Origin of the sequence: Candidatus Nitrosotenuis aquarius, assembly GCF_002787055.1 — an archaeon.
GTDB classification, from domain to species: Archaea; Thermoproteota; Nitrososphaeria; order Nitrososphaerales; family Nitrosopumilaceae; genus Nitrosotenuis; species Nitrosotenuis aquarius.
Genome location: NZ_CP024808.1, coordinates 774,065 through 789,199, shown reverse-complemented (window position 1 = coordinate 789,199; position 15,135 = coordinate 774,065). Strand labels below are relative to the sequence as shown.

Below are 15,135 nucleotides of genomic sequence, written 5' to 3'. Positions count from 1 at the left end.
TGATGAAATTTCAAATGCGGCTGCCGGGATTTGAACCCGGGTCACAGAATTGGCAATCCCGCGTACTGGCCAGGCTATACTACAGCCGCATGATCGAATAGACTAAACAGAGTCTATTAAAATCAATTGTTTAACCTTTAATCCAACTTGGACTGTATTGTAGCATGGACAAAAGGCTGGAGCAAAAAATCCACCAGAAAATTACTGATGCGCTAAGCAACACTTCTGAAATCAACACAATAGCAAAATCAATCGATGCAGAAAAGACCGGTACCGATTTCAAATACGGAATAATAATTGGCAGACTGTATAACTCATTTTACTATCAGAGCAGAAGAATTCTTGCGCGTGATCCAACGCCGCAAGAATTTGCGGAATTTTTAGAAATCTTGTCTAGTAGGAAAAACGAAATTTTAGAAAAACTCTAGCTTTTCTTTGCTGGCATGACTTTGATTGTTGGAGTGATTGGCAGCTTTACACATGCGCCGACTAGCGCTTTTTTTGCTGCCTCAACGTGGTCCTTTTTGACATGCATTTCCATTATGCACTGTCCACCTCGAACTCTGGCTGCAAGGCTTACTGCTTTACCAAAGGCGCGTCTCATTCCTTCCTGAAGTCTGTCTGCTCCTGCAGTTGCAATCATTTTGTTTTCTCTAAGTAGAATGTGCGGATAAATTCTCAAAACCGAAAAGTAGCCTGTTTCACCGGTAGTCTGCTCTAGGGTCTTGTTTGCCGCAAGTCTTGCAGATTCTATTGCCATGTGGCGAATCTGCATTTTCTCGTTTGAGCACAACTGCACGATAAAGTCGTATTCGCCCCGCTTTCCGCCCTGGAATTTTGCGATTTTTGGCTGGGGTTTACCCTTGATGAACTCTTTGCGAGCATAAGGTTGTCCGTTTCCTATTCTGTAACATCCGCCGTGCATTATGACTCAATAAAACCCCAAAGTTCCCATATTTTAACGATGGAGCAGCTTTTGCGCCTCTGATCACGCTTATATGGAAATTTGTGGGATTTTTTGCAAATGAGTTCGGATGCGGAGCCAAACATTGCCGGAGTATTGCTTGACGATCACATCATTATACAAAACAAGGAAATGCAAAACCAGCTAGAGTCAAAGGGATACGGCGAGACAAGACAGGGAAAATTCCTGCTAAAGCCGTTTGAGGCAATGTATTTTCTGTTTTACAAAAAACTTGATCTGACCAAGGGCAAAAAGAAAATCGACTTTGAGCAGATGGTATCAATTGCATCAGAAAAGGACGAGGCCGCACTGACCAAATTTCTGATTTATCGCGATTTGCGGGTTCGTGGTTATGCAGTCAAAGACGGATTTGGGTTTGGGGCTGACTTTCGTGTTTATGAGCGCGGACAATTTGGGGAAAAGGGCGCAAAATATCTGGTGTTTGGCCTAGCCGAAGGAAAACAGGAGAAAATGGGAACGCTGCAAAAAAACATCGAGGAAATCACAAAGATGGGAAAAGAGCCAATACTTGCCGTGATTGAAAGGCGAGGTGAGGTGATATACTACAAAATTTCCAATGTCAAGTTTGTGGAAAACACAAAAAACATTGATTCGTCTGGCTTTGTGTTTAGCTAAGTGTCTCTATTGCCCAGTGCGAGTCGTATTTTAGAAGATTGTTCTGGTATGCATATGCAAAGTCGTGAACCTGGACGTATTTTGTCTCGTTGTTCCATAATCGCTCAAAGTCGCTAATCTTGATGTCTACGCGCGGCCTATCATTCCATGATGTGTAGACGTCAATGGATTCAAAATTGCGGTTTTCAGTGTTAAATGTTTCATTGGATGTGCCTGTGTATGCCACCATTTCTCCCTGTTCGTCTCGAAATATTCCTATTCTCTCAGAAAAAGAACCGTCAACATGCTCGGATCTTGGAATTGCTATTTTGATTTGAATCTTGTTTTTTTGAACTAGCCTTTGCAGAATTTCCAGTTTGTGACTGTGTATTGCTCCAAGCGAGAACGTACCGTTTTTTTTGTTGAAAATTTTACCCAAAATGTCCAAGTCTGTAGTGGAATAACGATGACCTGTGATGATTCGTATCTTTCCGTCATGGTCTGCAAAGTTTTGCAGTCCCAATGATAAAGTAGAGATGCTCTTTAGCGTGACATATTGTACTGCCCTGTCGTATTCTATGGCATTTGAAAGACACGGAACGAAGAACTCTGTTACTAGGTTGTCTACATCAGTTCGGTACTGCAGCTTCAGTGAAAGATCCTTGAGTGCCACAATTTCTTTGGGCATTGATGTTATTTAAGTGCAAAATTTATCCACTGTAGAGTACAATACTATAGAATGATAATTCGAGCTGCAACAAAAAACGACATTGACGATGTTTTGCTGTTATTGTACGAGCTTGGCAGGCCAAAACCTAGAACCAAATCTCAAAAAACAATGTTTGAAAAACAAATTTTGCAATACATCAAGAAAAAGCAGCTGACAGTAGTCACGGTTGATTCTAATATGGTTGGCGTAATAGACATGATTCTGATGCCAAGACTAAACCAAACCAGGTTGGAAATGTACGTTCCAGAACTGGTAGTGTCTAGGAACCATCAGAAAATGGGAATTGGCAAAGCCCTCATTAATCACGCCATATCTGTGGCAAAAAAGAAAAACTGCTTTAGAATCCGGCTGGAATCTGGGCATGCACGAAAGGAATCACACAAGTTCTATTCTCATTTGGGCTTTGACCAGTATGCTAAAGCATTCAAGCTTGACTTGAGCTGAACTACAAATTACATTCATACTGAAATTATTTTTTAAGACCCAAATGTTAGCCAAAAATAATGTCAAGCGATTCGTTTGAAAGCCAAATGCTGGATGTGATGAACAAGTCTGCTCTGGCGTTGATGCTCTCAGTGGGCCACAGAACCAAACTCTTTGATGTTTTATCCAAAATCCCGCCGTCCACTAGCCATGATGTAGCAAGACAGTCAAATCTCAATGAGAGATACGTGCGGGAATGGCTTGGGGCAATGGTCACATCTAAAATAATCGACTATGATCCACAAACAAACTTGTTTTCTCTATCAAAAAAGAAAGCAGATTTTCTGACCAACTCTGGTTTTTACAACTTTGCCTCATCGATGCAGTGGATTCCAGCATTGGCTCAAGTCGAAGATAGTATTGTTAATTGTTTCAAAAACGGCGGCGGCGTTACTTACGAATCATACAATAGATTCCACGCTGTGATGGCAGAAGAAAGCAGTCAAACTGTTCTTGCCGGACTAGTAAACAAGATTCTTCCCATAGTTCCAGGACTAATTGAAAAACTGCAAAAAGGAATCGCCGTACTTGATGTGGGTTGCGGTAGCGGAAGGGCCATCAATCTAATGGCAAAAACCTTCTCAAACAGCAGTTTCTGGGCTGTGATTTTTCTTCTGAGGCAATTCAAAACGCAAAAAATGAAGCCCAAGAACTAGGATTGCACAATGCGCATTTTGAAAAATCAGACGTTGCTGCCTTTGTCAAAAAAGAACACTTTGATCTCATAACTGCCTTTGATGCAATACATGACCAGGCAGACCCAGACAAAGTTCTGCAAAACATCAGAATGTCGCTAAACACTGACGGCATATTTTTGATGCAGGACATTGGGGCTTCTTCTAGGCTTGAGAACAACATGGATCATCCTCTTGCGCCGTTTTTGTACACTACATCATGCCTTCACTGCATGACTGTATCTCTTGCGCAGGGGGGAAAGGGGCTTGGGGCAATGTGGGGCAAGGAGCTTGCAATTAAGATGCTCAACGATGCTGGATTTGCAAATGTTACCGTCAAGAAGCTAGATCACGACCCAATCAATTATTACTATGTTGCAAAACACTAAAATTCAAAATTAGTAAAAAAGCTAAAAATTTTACCAATAAAAACACGCATTAATTCTATCTAGTTTCTAGTTGGCATGAGTGTAAAAATCAACATCTTAGCTGATAATTCATAATCCCTGTTGAATGATTTTTATCAATTTTTTCTGTAATTGTACAAATATGAACACAAAAACAACTCACTGGAATTACGAAGTCAGGGCGCTATTCAAAAAGGTCATTGCCTGGGACACTTTGTTTTTCACTCTGGGCATTGGCGTTGGCGCAGGAATTGGAGCATTCCTAGCTACTCTCTAGGAATCTTCATTTTTATTTATTAAAAAAATGAAAAAAGAGGTTTACATGTCCATTCCGCCCATGCCACCCATTCCAGGTGGACCGGCAGGACTTGGAGCATGACTTGAGGATTTTGATGCCGCAATGACGTCATCGATTCGCAAAATCATGCATGCGGCCTCTGTAGCCGCACTTACCACTTGTTCTTTTACCGCAAGTGGCTCTATGACGTTTTGAGATTCTAGGTCTGCAACTCTGGCATTGCTTACGTCAATTCCAAATGTTGCCTTTCCTGTTGTTGCCTTTGATCTGAGCTGAACCTGTGTGTCCAGCGGATCCATTCCGGCATTTTCTGCCAGAACCAAAGGTATTGTCTCAAGACCTTCTGCGAATTTTTGCGCTGCTAACTGTGGACGTCCTTCTAGCGAGTTTGCCCATTCGCGTAGTTTTGCCGCAACTCTGGCTTCTGGGGCTCCTCCACCAACTAGGATTACTGGATATTCCACCACATCCTTTACTGCCATGAGGGCATCATGGATGGAGCGCTCTACTTCGTCGACAACTCGCTGCGAGCCACCCCGTGCTAAAATAGAGACGGCTTTTGGATTCTTGCATCCTTCGATGAAGACCCACTTGTCAGCCTCAACCTGTCTTTCCTCGACAAGTTTTGCCGATCCGAGGTCCTTGTCTGTCAGCTCGTTGATGTTGGTGACAATTCTTGCACCTGTTGCTTTTGCAAGCTTGGTCAGGTCGCTTTCCTTGATTCTTCTGACACCAAGGATGTTTGCCTTTGCAAGATAGTATTGGGCCATATCGTCAATGCCTTTTTGGCACAAGACAATGTTTGCACCAGATGCTACTATCTTGTCTACAAGCTTTTTGAGCATCTTGTTTTCCTCGTCGATATAGATCTGCATTTGATCTGGGGAGTTGATGTTTATTTTTGCATCAAACTCTGTCTTTTCTATTTCAAGTGGTGCGTTGAGCAATGCTATTTTTGCATTCTCTACTCTCTTTGGCATTCCACCATGGACTACTTCCTTATCCAACACTATTCCGTGGATAAGCTCTGTGTTCTTAATTGAGGAGCTGCCCTTTTTCTCAAGTTTGACATTGTCAATGTCAACTTTGTATTTGTCGCCCACTTTTTCTGCCACAGACAAGACTGCATCGACTATGATGTCTGCAAGCTCATCGGAATTTGATGAGACCAGCTTTGATGACAGCGTAGTCACTGCAATTTTTTTGAGAAGCTTCTTGTCGAGTGGATCGACTTTGATGCCTATCTGTTGTAGTTCTGCAATTGCTTTTTCGGATGCTTTTTTGAAGCCATCGACAACTACGGTCGGATGTACATTTTTGCCAATGAGCTCTTCTGCTTTTTCAAGCAGGGCCCCGGCAAGAACGACTGTTGATGTTGTTCCGTCACCGACCTCGGTGTCTGTTGCTTTGCTTATCTCAACCATCATCTTGGCAGCTGGGTGCTGCACGTCGATTTCCTTGAGGATGGTTGCGCCATCATTTGTGATGGTCACGTCTCCTAGCGTGTCGACTAGCATCTTGTCCATTCCTCTTGGACCGAGGCTAGTTCGAACCAGTTCGCCTATGAGTTTTGCAGCGCTGATGTTGTTTTTTTGGGCATCATTACCCTTTGTTTGTGTAGTTCCTTCCTTGAGAAGAACTATTTGTGGTGTTGTCATAAAAGCACCGGGATGTAATTTAACAAAATAATTTATAAATTTTTGTAAGAAAATATTCTATATGTAATTTAATTATCTTGAACAAAGAAAAATTAAAATAATGTCATGTATATTACATATACCAAGTGATCAAATATGTGGTTTGATACACATTTCGACCAAATGTTTCGAAGTTTGTCAGACCGATTTTTTAACATGGATGACGACTTTGGACTAACAAAATTTGCAAACAAACCATACTTCTATGGTTACACTGTGACAGTGGGGAATGATGGGAGGCCACTTGTCAAGCAGTATGGAACACAAATTCCAGGCTTGGCAATATCTGATGTAAGAGAACCATTTGTCGACGAAGTCGTCGACAAGAACAGCAACACCCTCAAACTCCTAGCAGAAATGCCAGGAGTTGAGAAAAAAGACATCAAGGTAACGATAGAGGACAAACACGTAAAGATCAGTGCAGAACATGGAGACAGAAAATACCAAACACAAGTGCCTCTCAAATACAAAATCGATGAAAATTCCACCAAAGCAACATACTCCAATGGAATACTCGAAGTCTCATTCAGACTAGTCGAGCAAAAACCAAAGGGAAAAGCAGTGACGATCGAGTAGGTGAAACATGATGAATGCATCAAAACTACCTTGGGAACTGGTAACAAAAATCCAACAAAGCGTAAGGTGGTTGCAAAATGCGGGAAGAAAGTTGTAGGAAATGTGGCGCAGAACTAGTAGTCTCAAACTGCAGATCCTGCAAATTCCCAATTGAGAGAGTTTGCAAATGCTGCGAGAACATAATCCGTCACGTATACCACTATTGCACAAACAACATCGTTTCGATGCCGTATGCCTGCGTGGCAAATGCATAGCGCTCCCCCTATCTCCCGCTATGCATTTGCGATTTTTCTCTAATTTTTCAAATGGAGTAGATTTTTGATGAGTGCGCGAGACTGGACGCGAGTCACAATTGCAATGAATATTGATCTGAACAAGCGTCTAAAAGAAAAACAATACCAAATGATGAAAGAGCACAACCATATCAGTTTTTCAGCCTTGGTAAACCAGGTTCTCAATGAGGGACTAAAGCGCAGCTAGGTCTGTATTTGCAGGTTTAGATACCGCAAACTAGAAAGGATATATCGTCAAATCTGTAATTTCTTTTGTGAAGGACAAACCATTTGATTTTCACGGCGCAAAATTCACTATCAAGGCTCTTACATCTGAAACAAACGGCAGATATACAGTACTTGATGTGATTCATCCACCTAATCTGGGACCTGCGCTGCACATGCATCCAAAAGGGCCAGAGATCTTCTATATTATTGAAGGAGATTATGAGTTCGTGCTGGATACCAAGTCTATAATGGGAAAGTCAGGTGACGTGATTTTTGTTCCTCAAGGGGCTCCACACAGATTTGTTGTGGGCAAAAATGGTGGACACGCTCTTGTGATTAGTCCTCCGGATCTAGAGTTTTACTTTTTTAAGGTCAGTGAATTGCTTGCTAGTGGAGCAGTCTCTTATGAAACAGAATCGGACATTGGAAAGCAGTATGGCCAGGTTTTGCTGGACAGTGCGCATCACTGGAAAGCCTAGAGGGATTCTTGGATCTTTTTGGTATCCGTAAACTGCTTGAATCGTAAAATTTTATCATCTTGCACTGTATAGACATGACAAAAAGGCACATCAAATTTTTTGCCCGACTTTGATTCTCCATAATATCTTCCAAAAACAATTACCTTGTCCTCAACTCCGACAAACTCATCAGGATTGGCATGAAATTCTTTAAAATTCGAGAGCATTTTTACAAAATAGCCTTCAAAAACCGCTTTTACTCCCACGTATCTCCCACCATGCGGCATGCCGTCCAACGTCGTCCACTCGATATCTTTGTGGCAAAGGTCTCGATAAGCCTGGTCGCTATTTTTGAATAATTCGTAAAATCTTTTGATTAGTTCCTTGTTTTGTGTGGGCATGTCCATCGAATTCACTCTATTTTTCGGCACCTGCAAATATTGAAAGCATTGTCTTTACCCATGAATCCCTGACGGTATTATCGTTGCGATTGGTTATTCTCATTATGGTAAGGCCGTGATACAACGCGATTATTCCCCTTGCCATTGTTTTTAAATCAACATCGTCTCTGAAAAAATCTCCATCCTTTTTCATTTGTTTTAGAAATTCCGTGACAATTTCTTCAAGCTCGCCGCGCTGGTAAATGACAGTCTGCTTTAGCTTTGGATTCCTTATGGATTCTGCGATTCCCTCAAGCCATGCTCGCTCTGTGTCTTTTTGTATTGACGTCAGATCGTCGTAGAACTTGCCCAGGTCGGATGCGAGTTTTTTCTTGTCTTGGAAGAGACCGGTTCTGACGTGGATTAGGTTTTGTCTGTTTTGCCTGCACATGTGCAAAAAAAGGTCTTCTTTGCTTTGAAAATATAGGTATAGTGTGCCCTTGCTTACATTTGCCGACTTTGCAATGTCGTCCATTTTTGTCTGATAATAGCCGAACTTTGAGAAATTCTTCAGCGCGGCCTCAAAGATGAGGTGTTTGATCTTGTCCTTGTGCTCTTGCGAGACCTTGGGCATAATATCAGTCCAGTTTCTGGGATGCTTTATCTTCTGTCTTTATGACTATGGTGTCACTTAGCTTGTTGAAGAGGCGTTGTTTTCTGGTCTTTACTAATATGATGCCTACTACAAAGTCGATTGGCAGCAAAAACGTCTTGCCAATGCTGTTGAGTGCGCTTTGCCTTAGACTGATTTTTGCACCGTCTGGCCGCGTAGTCTTGATGTGCAGTATTTTTTTACCAAGTGTCTGGCCGTACTTGAATTCTGCCAGTACATAATATCCATAGAGCGCCAAACTTGGGCAAGCCATCATTGGATCATAGTTTGCCAAGTGCAATGGAATAGCAACACTTGCTGCCAGAATCGCATGGTCAATTAGTCCTGCCAGAAATCTGTCCTTCCAACTTGCTACTCTGATCAGCTGATTTTCTATCATTGGCTTTGCTCATTCCAGTCGTGATTGCAGTCAAGGCACTTGCCTTCTGTGTTGTCGTTGCGCAAAGAGACGAATACCTCAAGTGATCCACATGCAGGACACGCAAACCTAAAGTGGGGATACTTTGGTCCGTAGAATCTCAAAAGGTCTGGTTTTGAGTATTGGTTGTTCATCCATATTTCGGATGTGTGGATCACCTGAGTATTCATTGTTGGATAGCAAACATTGCCATATAAAAATATAACTGACTGACTGGTCAGTTTTAGTTAAAATGAAATTTAATCAAAGGTTATAACCAAACCATATCCATATCTGTTAAGAAAATGTCACAACATCTAAAACACAAAAAACTTGCCATAACTGTGGCCGTGATTGGAGTAATCATTGCGGGCGCAGCTGGGGCATATTTTGTTCCAGCACAAAGCACCCTGACTATGATCCCGATGACTCCTGAGGAGCAGGCAAAGTCCGATGCCCTTGGCGTTGCTCAAAGGTACATAGTGACCAGCCCAACATTTGCGTTTGACGGACTGCCAAACACAATCGACGTAGAGGAAATCGCTGTCTTGGAAACCGATCCCGTATCATACAGAATCCGAATCGCGTTTGATTCTGCAAATGCTGGATTTGGAGACAGGACCGGACAAATGCTGGCCCAAGTCGTTACTCATCACAAAACGGACATCATAGTGTCTGAAGGAAATGTAATCTCCGCAGTAACTGATGATTCTTGGGATGAGCTAAACCATCAATACGTGCTAAAAAAACCACAATCAAAACTACCGTCCCACGATAAGCCAGTCATACCATTTGAGGGAGCAGTCACAGACTATGCCTCACTGGTTGATGCAATAGAGTCGCGAGGAGTCTTGGTACAACACAAAGAAGACCTCGCAGCCGAAATCTCGTTGTTTTCCGTGCCGACCAAGGTGATCTCTGTTGGCGGATCCGACATCCAAGTCTTTGAATTTGCTGATGAATCGGATGCAGTAGCATCAAGCCTCACCGTATCTGAGGATGGAACTGAGATTGGTACTAGCATAATTCGATGGGTGGATACTCCTCACTTTTACACAAAAGGCAAGCTAATAGTCCTCCATGTGGGACAAAACCCCGAGATAACAAGTCTGCTTGAATCACTCTTAGGCTACCAGTTTGCCGGAATGTGACTTCAGCATTCTTCTTTTTTTATAGACATGATCAGAAAAAAACGAATCACGGCAACAATGAATAGTGATGTAATACAGAAAATCAGGGAAGTCCAGGCTTGGTATATGCTAAAGACAAACAAGTCTTGGAGTTTTTCAAAAGCACTCGAGTTTTTGGCATCCGAAGGAATTGACTCGTTTAGGAAAAACCAAGACAACTGATTTTACATTTGTAAAGATATATTGTTATGTATGATCTGGTGTGATTTTACAATTGTAAAGTAGCCTGTTTTACTATATGTGATATTACATTATAGTATGCTTACAAGCAAAAACACAATCCAAACCAACAAGTTACACGAGATAACTTATTGGGGAATTAGGGCTTCGGTTGGAGTCATCTTTGTTGCATACGGCCTGCAAAAATTTGATCCAATCTGGAGGCAACACCTAATGGGATTCGGCCTGCCGCCTGAACTGCAAATCCCAGTTGCGCTTGCAGAAACTATCGGCGGAATTGCACTGATCATCGGAGTGTTGACTCGAATCACAGGCGCGATATTTAGCGTAATCCTAGTTGATGCGATATTTCACATCCGGTGGAACAACGGGTTTTTCATAGCGCAAGGGGGTTGGGACTATGACCTGGCACTAGTTGCGATGACGCTGTTCATAATAGTGACTGGTGCTGGCAGAATCTCTATTGCATCTCGCCTGAAGAAGGTTCCAAGCTTTCTTCAATGACTTATTTTTTTCACACTTATTTCATGACCATGCTAATCCAGTTTAACACCAGCATTACTGGAGTTAATTTCTGATACCACCAAAACACGCACAAAACTGCCTAGTTCTGCATAGTTGTGGTGTAATACAAAACCTGTCTAGTTCTGTCTAGTTGTAAGGAAAAGATGCTCCCGCCGGGATTTGAACCCGGGATCACTGCCTTGAGAGGGCAGTATGCTTAACCGGACTACACCACAGGAGCTTCAAAAAAAGCCGTGGATTCTAGCAATTTAAAGGAATGGTATTCGATTGATTGGTTAAAAAATAATCATTGCTACATTTAAGAAAATTAAAAATCGATTTTTGTCATTGCAGGTACAAGATATAGCAAACAAGCTTTCCTTATCAAATGATATAGTAGGCCTTGGCGGTTGCAAGGCACACGGAACAACTCTCGAGTGTTGCGAATACGACATTACAATATTTGACGGAAAATCCGGAACCGAACTCAAAACCATAGATGACGCACTCGTACAAGTCCATCATGGTACAGTAAACGAAACAAATCCCGATGTTTTGCAAAAATACGATTCCATGCAGATTCTCTCCGATCCGTCCTGGGAGCTTCGGGCGTTACTATCAAAAACAAAAGAAAAGCAGGAAAAGATTCGAAATTCCGTGGCAAAAAACTCGCTAATAGATGCGACATTTTTTGCAACAAGGGCAAAGCAAAACATCGACGACGAGTTTGCCGCAGTCTGGACAAAGTGCGCAGCTTACCTGATTTGCGATGGATTGGTCTTGCTAAACTCAAAGCAGCGCAGTCCAACACACATGCTGGAATTTATCCGCAAATTCCAAAAAAACAACAAAAACCAATACTTTTCTAATATAACCGAAGTTCTTGGACTGGAAAGGGCAACCCCTTCTCTATTGGAAAGAATGGCAAAATCCACCATAGGATTCTCAGACATGACTGAGAATTCTTCACATGGTATCATAATCCAGAAAAAATACGAATACCTAACAGCAAACTCGTTATTGTCTGATTGCTACTTTTACCTAGGCTACATCAACAAAAACAACATCATATCAATACGGGATTCCATCCACAAAAAACCAGAGCTGATACACATTCTAAAAACAGCAATGGATTTGGAACATGACACAATCAAGCTAGAGCAGCAAGCCATGTTACTGCACAAAATAGCAAACGAACTAGTTCACCTGCAAAATTACGCATAAGGTTATTCTTTCATTACAATCTAGACAACCTTTAAAACCCTCCGAGCGGTTCTTAGTTTATGGTAGATCAAGCTTGCGGATGCGAAACAGAAACAGGCGACCCAGAATTTCAATGCGATTGTGAAATGCAAGGTCACTGCCTGTGTAGCGCAGACTGTAAATGCAAGGCTTCTGTTTGCAAAGAAGCAGTATCACAGTTAAGCTAAACTTAACCTACTTTTTGTTTTTATTTTTTGTACCTAGATTAGTTTCTCGTCTTCAGGATCAAGGCCCCATGATTTTACCAGTTCTTTTTGGAATTTCTCCAGTTGGGTCTCGTTTAGTGCGTTGCCACAGTTTTTGTGGGTTGGAACCACGACCATTCCGGCCAGTTTGTATTCTATCTCAAACATGTGAACTTTGGCGCATTCGCACATTTCTATTTGGAAAACCAAATTGCCTCTATATTTGCTTAGCTTAGATAAACAACATTTAACTAACCAAAATCAACTATGATGTATAGTTGAAGACGTTTTTAGTTGCATTACTTGCCATATCACTTTTAGCATCCGGATTATCACATGGCGCCAGCGCCCAGCTCCAGGCGGGAGGAGTAAACAAGGAAGGCTCTTGGTATGTTGGCGAAGGCCTCAAAAAAGGAGATCAGTTCAGCTACAACCTGTGCCATGTTTACTACAAGGACTGCACCCCATTCAAGATTGACTTTTGGGTAGAGGGCAGCCAACAAGTCGGCAGCGAAGACCAGTGGAAGCTCCAAGTTGTAGTGTATGATGGCGGCAAAATCCACAAAGGTACCATCAATGTGGGAAAAATAGCAGCTGAGCCAATTGGAAGCACCAAGAACCTAATCCCACACGCGGCAGCTTTCAAGTCATCGTTATCTTGGCTTTCTGCATATGCAACAGCAGACACTGGAGACTTGACAGGCAAAGGACCAAAGAAGTTCTCCATGCCGTCATGGGGCAAAATTGGAAACATTGGAGGCGAGCAAATCATTCCTGCAGCCGAAGAAAAGATTCCGGTCCCGGCAGGTGTATTTGACACAGTCAGAATAACATGGAAGACGGGCGGCAAAGTAAACAATGTCTGGATTGTGGACAATTTCCCATTCCCAGTAAAGGCTGACACATATGCACATGTGGCAGAAGGCGTTCCGCCACAAGAGTACAGATTTGAATTGTTGAGTTTCCAGCGAGATATCACCAAGAACCCATTTGAGAAAATTGTAGACACTGGCGCCGTAACTACAGGAGGCAACTGTCCTGTAATCACTGAGGACTTTGCATATGTCACCAAGAACACAAACACAAACACCATGATTATCAGCGTAAAATATTCCCCAAAGAGCCCCAAGCAAGGATGCCCGATGGACATGATTATTGATTTTAAGCGCAAGGTAAACCAGGAGGAATTTGAAAACGAGGTCCACTATGATATTTTGGTGGTAAAAGCAGGCGCATCTGGAACAGAAGTGGTAAGATCAATTGCAGGCGAGGCAAAGCGCAATGCCCTCTTTACAACCGGCGGCCAGGTTCGAACCACAATTGACATCAAAGAGTCTGGCAAGACTACCTATGCAATACTAGTCAAGGGAACGGGTCCTGAGGTTGCGCCAGATGCACTAAAGGCAGGATTTATCACATTTGATGTAGATGTTCAGGCAGGCACCGGAACGACCACTCCACCGCCAACAACACCAAAGCCAGGAGAAATAGTAATTCCTTCTTGGATCAAGACAAACGCCAAGTTCTGGTCAGACGGCAGCATCACAGACAAGGACTTTGTCTCTGGCATACAATATTTGATTAACCAAAAAATCATCAAGATTCCAACCAGCACATCTACTGGCGCAAAAAGCGACGTCATACCGTCGTGGGTAAAAGATGCGGCCAAGTTCTGGTCAGAGGGACAGACAACCGACAAGGACTTTGTCAACGGCCTGCAGTATCTAATAACAAACGGAATCATCAAATTAAAGTCCTAGAAAATCCGAACAATTGGTTCGCAAAGCACTCTTCATACCATTAGGAATAATGCTGGGAGCTGCAGCAATTGGACTTTCATTTCCTTTCCTGACTGGTATTCCGGGGTCCGAGCAGAACATCATTCCTAGATTTGCAAGCCAGTGGCATGTGGGAAAAGGAGTAGAAGAGCAGCCAGTCCTGCAATATTTGGTAAATTATCAGGGCAAGGAGTTTTTGGCAAAGATTGCGTTTTTGGAAAAGACAGGTGACACTGAAAAAATCCATCTCACAATAGATGACAAAAAGACAGGCCAGCACATAGAGCAGGAGCTGCAAATTGGCGAGGCCTTTGTCTTTATCGGACCAAGTGACGAGATAAAACCGTACATTCTGGCACTTGACAGATCCGTCTTTTCAGTTAGGGACACACTGACCGGCTCAAAGTATCTGGTGGTTGGCGCAGAATGGGGCACAACCTATGTCGGCAAATTCACTCCCAAGCTAAAGGTAACAGAATATGTGGACTCCGAGTTTGAGTTTGGCACACTCAAAACATTTGTGGTGTCTTACAAAATAAGCGACATTGAAAACAAGCTCTGGATTGCAAACAATATTCCACTGCCTGCAAAAGCGCAATACTATACAATAGACGGCGCACTGGATTATTCTTATGAGCTGGTAGCACTAGAGCCCTGAGCCCTGTCATAGACATGCTCTAGCAGCCAGTTGCAAAACTCGTTTACCTTATCATCAAAGAAACACCAAATGTGCAAGGAATGCGGCAAAATGTCTATTCTACCGCCATCAAATGTCACGCGAACGCCTTCCTTTCCCTCATACATATATGCGTCATCTATTTTGGCAGGGCCAAAAATTTTGGCAGCGACATCCTTGATTGTCTGGCGCGGAATTGCAAAGTTTCTTTTTTGCCTGTCTACTATAATGGACAAGTCACGCTTGCCGTAAAAGTCAAACTCGTTAATCTTGTTTTCCTGCGGGAAATTTACCAAAAGCTGGATGTTGTATTTTTTGCCTACATCTAGGCCTATCTCTGTTATTTTCGTGTACGCCATTGCGGGATTGTTCCGCAATAACATCATAATCTGGGGCAGATTTGATTTTAACTGCGCCTGCAGCTGTGTTGTGATACTGGTAAAGCTCAACAATTCTTCCAGCATAATTTGGGTTATATTTTTTCAAGATTGGTTTTTTACAGACGTA

The 15,135-nt window shown here is 42.5% G+C and carries 24 protein-coding genes and 2 tRNA genes; 15 read left to right on the top strand and 11 right to left on the bottom strand.

Going from position 1 to position 15,135, the window contains the following annotated elements; all coding sequences use genetic code 11:
- Positions 1-15 precede the first annotated feature (15 nt).
- Positions 16-89: transfer RNA gene (locus tag NAQ_RS04720), tRNA-Gly, on the bottom strand.
- A 75-nt stretch (positions 90-164) separates the two neighbouring features.
- Between NAQ_RS04720 and NAQ_RS04715 the strand changes: the two genes are divergently transcribed.
- Positions 165-428 carry a hypothetical protein gene (locus tag NAQ_RS04715; RefSeq protein ID WP_100182472.1) on the top strand — a complete coding sequence of 88 codons (264 nt, stop codon included), beginning with the start codon at positions 165-167 and terminating at the stop codon, positions 426-428.
- On the opposite strand, the gene NAQ_RS04710 is transcribed toward NAQ_RS04715, so the two are convergent.
- Positions 425-925 carry a 50S ribosomal protein L16 gene (locus NAQ_RS04710; protein ID WP_100182471.1) on the bottom strand — a complete coding sequence of 167 codons (501 nt, stop codon included), beginning with the start codon at positions 923-925 and terminating at the stop codon, positions 425-427. The two genes, NAQ_RS04715 and NAQ_RS04710, sit on opposite strands and share 4 nt — an antisense overlap.
- Before the next feature lie 99 nt (positions 926-1,024).
- Between NAQ_RS04710 and endA the strand changes: the two genes are divergently transcribed.
- Positions 1,025-1,600: a tRNA-intron lyase gene (gene endA / locus NAQ_RS04705; protein ID WP_100182470.1), complete on the top strand. Its 576-nt coding sequence runs from the start codon at positions 1,025-1,027 to the stop codon at positions 1,598-1,600.
- On the opposite strand, the gene NAQ_RS04700 is transcribed toward endA, so the two are convergent.
- Complete coding sequence (locus tag NAQ_RS04700) at positions 1,593-2,267, bottom strand: phospholipase D-like domain-containing protein (protein ID WP_245871747.1); 675 nt, start codon at positions 2,265-2,267, stop codon at positions 1,593-1,595. The two genes, endA and NAQ_RS04700, sit on opposite strands and share 8 nt — an antisense overlap.
- A gap of 51 nt (positions 2,268-2,318) precedes the next feature.
- On the opposite strand from NAQ_RS04700, the gene NAQ_RS04695 reads away from it, so the two are divergent.
- From NAQ_RS04695 to NAQ_RS10420, 4 genes are all read left to right on the top strand, one after another.
- Entirely contained in the window at positions 2,319-2,753 is a 435-nt protein-coding gene (locus tag NAQ_RS04695) for a GNAT family N-acetyltransferase (RefSeq protein WP_100182469.1), read from the top strand.
- Positions 2,754-2,812: 59 nt separating this feature from the next.
- Entirely contained in the window at positions 2,813-3,448 is a 636-nt protein-coding gene (locus NAQ_RS10465) for a class I SAM-dependent methyltransferase (protein ID WP_320410636.1), read from the top strand.
- Entirely contained in the window at positions 3,388-3,855 is a 468-nt protein-coding gene (locus tag NAQ_RS10460) for a class I SAM-dependent methyltransferase (protein ID WP_320410638.1), read from the top strand. Before NAQ_RS10465 ends, NAQ_RS10460 begins: the two co-directional genes overlap by 61 nt.
- 160 nt (positions 3,856-4,015) lie before the next feature.
- Positions 4,016-4,150 (top strand): hypothetical protein, encoded by a 135-nt coding sequence (locus tag NAQ_RS10420; RefSeq protein ID WP_256387167.1) that lies wholly within the window; start codon positions 4,016-4,018, stop codon positions 4,148-4,150.
- A gap of 41 nt (positions 4,151-4,191) precedes the next feature.
- On the opposite strand, the gene thsB is transcribed toward NAQ_RS10420, so the two are convergent.
- The gene (gene thsB, locus NAQ_RS04685) at positions 4,192-5,829 is read right to left on the bottom strand and encodes a thermosome subunit beta (protein WP_100182468.1); all 1,638 of its coding nucleotides are present in this window, start codon (positions 5,827-5,829) and stop codon (positions 4,192-4,194) included.
- A 135-nt stretch (positions 5,830-5,964) separates the two neighbouring features.
- Here thsB and hsp20 point away from each other — a divergent pair, with 135 nt between their 5' ends.
- The 3 genes from hsp20 to NAQ_RS04675 all read left to right on the top strand — a co-directional run bounded on the left by hsp20 (position 5,965) and on the right by NAQ_RS04675 (position 7,423).
- Entirely contained in the window at positions 5,965-6,444 is a 480-nt protein-coding gene (hsp20, locus tag NAQ_RS04680) for an archaeal heat shock protein Hsp20 (RefSeq protein ID WP_100182467.1), read from the top strand.
- 321 nt (positions 6,445-6,765) lie between these two features.
- Positions 6,766-6,924 (top strand): hypothetical protein, encoded by a 159-nt coding sequence (locus tag NAQ_RS10105; protein ID WP_162858650.1) that lies wholly within the window; start codon positions 6,766-6,768, stop codon positions 6,922-6,924.
- A gap of 67 nt (positions 6,925-6,991) precedes the next feature.
- On the top strand, positions 6,992-7,423 hold the full coding sequence (locus NAQ_RS04675) for a cupin domain-containing protein (protein WP_100182466.1): 432 nt from the start codon (positions 6,992-6,994) through the stop codon (positions 7,421-7,423).
- On the opposite strand, the gene NAQ_RS04670 is transcribed toward NAQ_RS04675, so the two are convergent.
- The 4 genes from NAQ_RS04670 to NAQ_RS04655 are packed head-to-tail and all read right to left on the bottom strand — an operon-like array spanning position 7,420 to position 9,043.
- A complete protein-coding gene (locus NAQ_RS04670) occupies positions 7,420-7,809 on the bottom strand; it encodes a nuclear transport factor 2 family protein (RefSeq protein WP_245871768.1) in 390 nt (129 codons plus the stop codon). The two genes, NAQ_RS04675 and NAQ_RS04670, sit on opposite strands and share 4 nt — an antisense overlap.
- Positions 7,810-7,819: 10 nt before the next feature.
- Positions 7,820-8,416 carry a TetR/AcrR family transcriptional regulator gene (locus NAQ_RS04665; RefSeq protein ID WP_100182465.1) on the bottom strand — a complete coding sequence of 199 codons (597 nt, stop codon included), beginning with the start codon at positions 8,414-8,416 and terminating at the stop codon, positions 7,820-7,822.
- A 4-nt stretch (positions 8,417-8,420) separates the two neighbouring features.
- On the bottom strand, positions 8,421-8,834 hold the full coding sequence (locus tag NAQ_RS04660; RefSeq protein WP_100182464.1) for an RDD family protein: 414 nt from the start codon (positions 8,832-8,834) through the stop codon (positions 8,421-8,423).
- A complete protein-coding gene (locus tag NAQ_RS04655) occupies positions 8,831-9,043 on the bottom strand; it encodes a hypothetical protein (protein WP_100182463.1) in 213 nt (70 codons plus the stop codon). Before NAQ_RS04655 ends, NAQ_RS04660 begins: the two co-directional genes overlap by 4 nt.
- A gap of 114 nt (positions 9,044-9,157) precedes the next feature.
- Here NAQ_RS04655 and NAQ_RS04650 point away from each other — a divergent pair, with 114 nt between their 5' ends.
- From NAQ_RS04650 to NAQ_RS04645, 3 genes are all read left to right on the top strand, one after another.
- Positions 9,158-10,003, top strand: coding sequence for a hypothetical protein (locus tag NAQ_RS04650; RefSeq protein ID WP_100182462.1), 846 nt, complete (start codon positions 9,158-9,160; stop codon positions 10,001-10,003).
- A 57-nt stretch (positions 10,004-10,060) separates the two neighbouring features.
- The gene (locus tag NAQ_RS10100; RefSeq protein WP_162858649.1) at positions 10,061-10,204 is read left to right on the top strand and encodes a hypothetical protein; all 144 of its coding nucleotides are present in this window, start codon (positions 10,061-10,063) and stop codon (positions 10,202-10,204) included.
- Between the two features lie 96 nt (positions 10,205-10,300).
- The gene (locus tag NAQ_RS04645) at positions 10,301-10,726 is read left to right on the top strand and encodes a DoxX family protein (protein ID WP_100182461.1); all 426 of its coding nucleotides are present in this window, start codon (positions 10,301-10,303) and stop codon (positions 10,724-10,726) included.
- A 165-nt stretch (positions 10,727-10,891) separates the two neighbouring features.
- On the opposite strand, the gene NAQ_RS04640 is transcribed toward NAQ_RS04645, so the two are convergent.
- Positions 10,892-10,967, bottom strand: a tRNA-Glu gene (locus tag NAQ_RS04640).
- Positions 10,968-11,074: 107 nt separating this feature from the next.
- Between NAQ_RS04640 and NAQ_RS04635 the strand changes: the two genes are divergently transcribed.
- Positions 11,075-11,950: a hypothetical protein gene (locus NAQ_RS04635; RefSeq protein WP_245871745.1), complete on the top strand. Its 876-nt coding sequence runs from the start codon at positions 11,075-11,077 to the stop codon at positions 11,948-11,950.
- A 239-nt stretch (positions 11,951-12,189) separates the two neighbouring features.
- Here the strand turns inward: NAQ_RS04635 and NAQ_RS04630 are convergent, their stop codons facing one another.
- Positions 12,190-12,342, bottom strand: coding sequence for a hypothetical protein (locus NAQ_RS04630; protein WP_162858535.1), 153 nt, complete (start codon positions 12,340-12,342; stop codon positions 12,190-12,192).
- Positions 12,343-12,452: 110 nt separating this feature from the next.
- On the opposite strand from NAQ_RS04630, the gene NAQ_RS04625 reads away from it, so the two are divergent.
- Both NAQ_RS04625 and NAQ_RS04620 read left to right on the top strand, forming a co-directional pair.
- Positions 12,453-13,934, top strand: coding sequence for a peptidase (locus NAQ_RS04625; protein ID WP_100182458.1), 1,482 nt, complete (start codon positions 12,453-12,455; stop codon positions 13,932-13,934).
- A 13-nt stretch (positions 13,935-13,947) separates the two neighbouring features.
- Entirely contained in the window at positions 13,948-14,610 is a 663-nt protein-coding gene (locus NAQ_RS04620) for a hypothetical protein (RefSeq protein ID WP_162858648.1), read from the top strand.
- Here the strand turns inward: NAQ_RS04620 and NAQ_RS04615 are convergent.
- Positions 14,583-15,077: a hypothetical protein gene (locus tag NAQ_RS04615; protein ID WP_100183452.1), complete on the bottom strand. Its 495-nt coding sequence runs from the start codon at positions 15,075-15,077 to the stop codon at positions 14,583-14,585. The genes NAQ_RS04620 and NAQ_RS04615 overlap by 28 nt on opposite strands.
- Positions 15,078-15,135 lie beyond the last annotated feature (58 nt).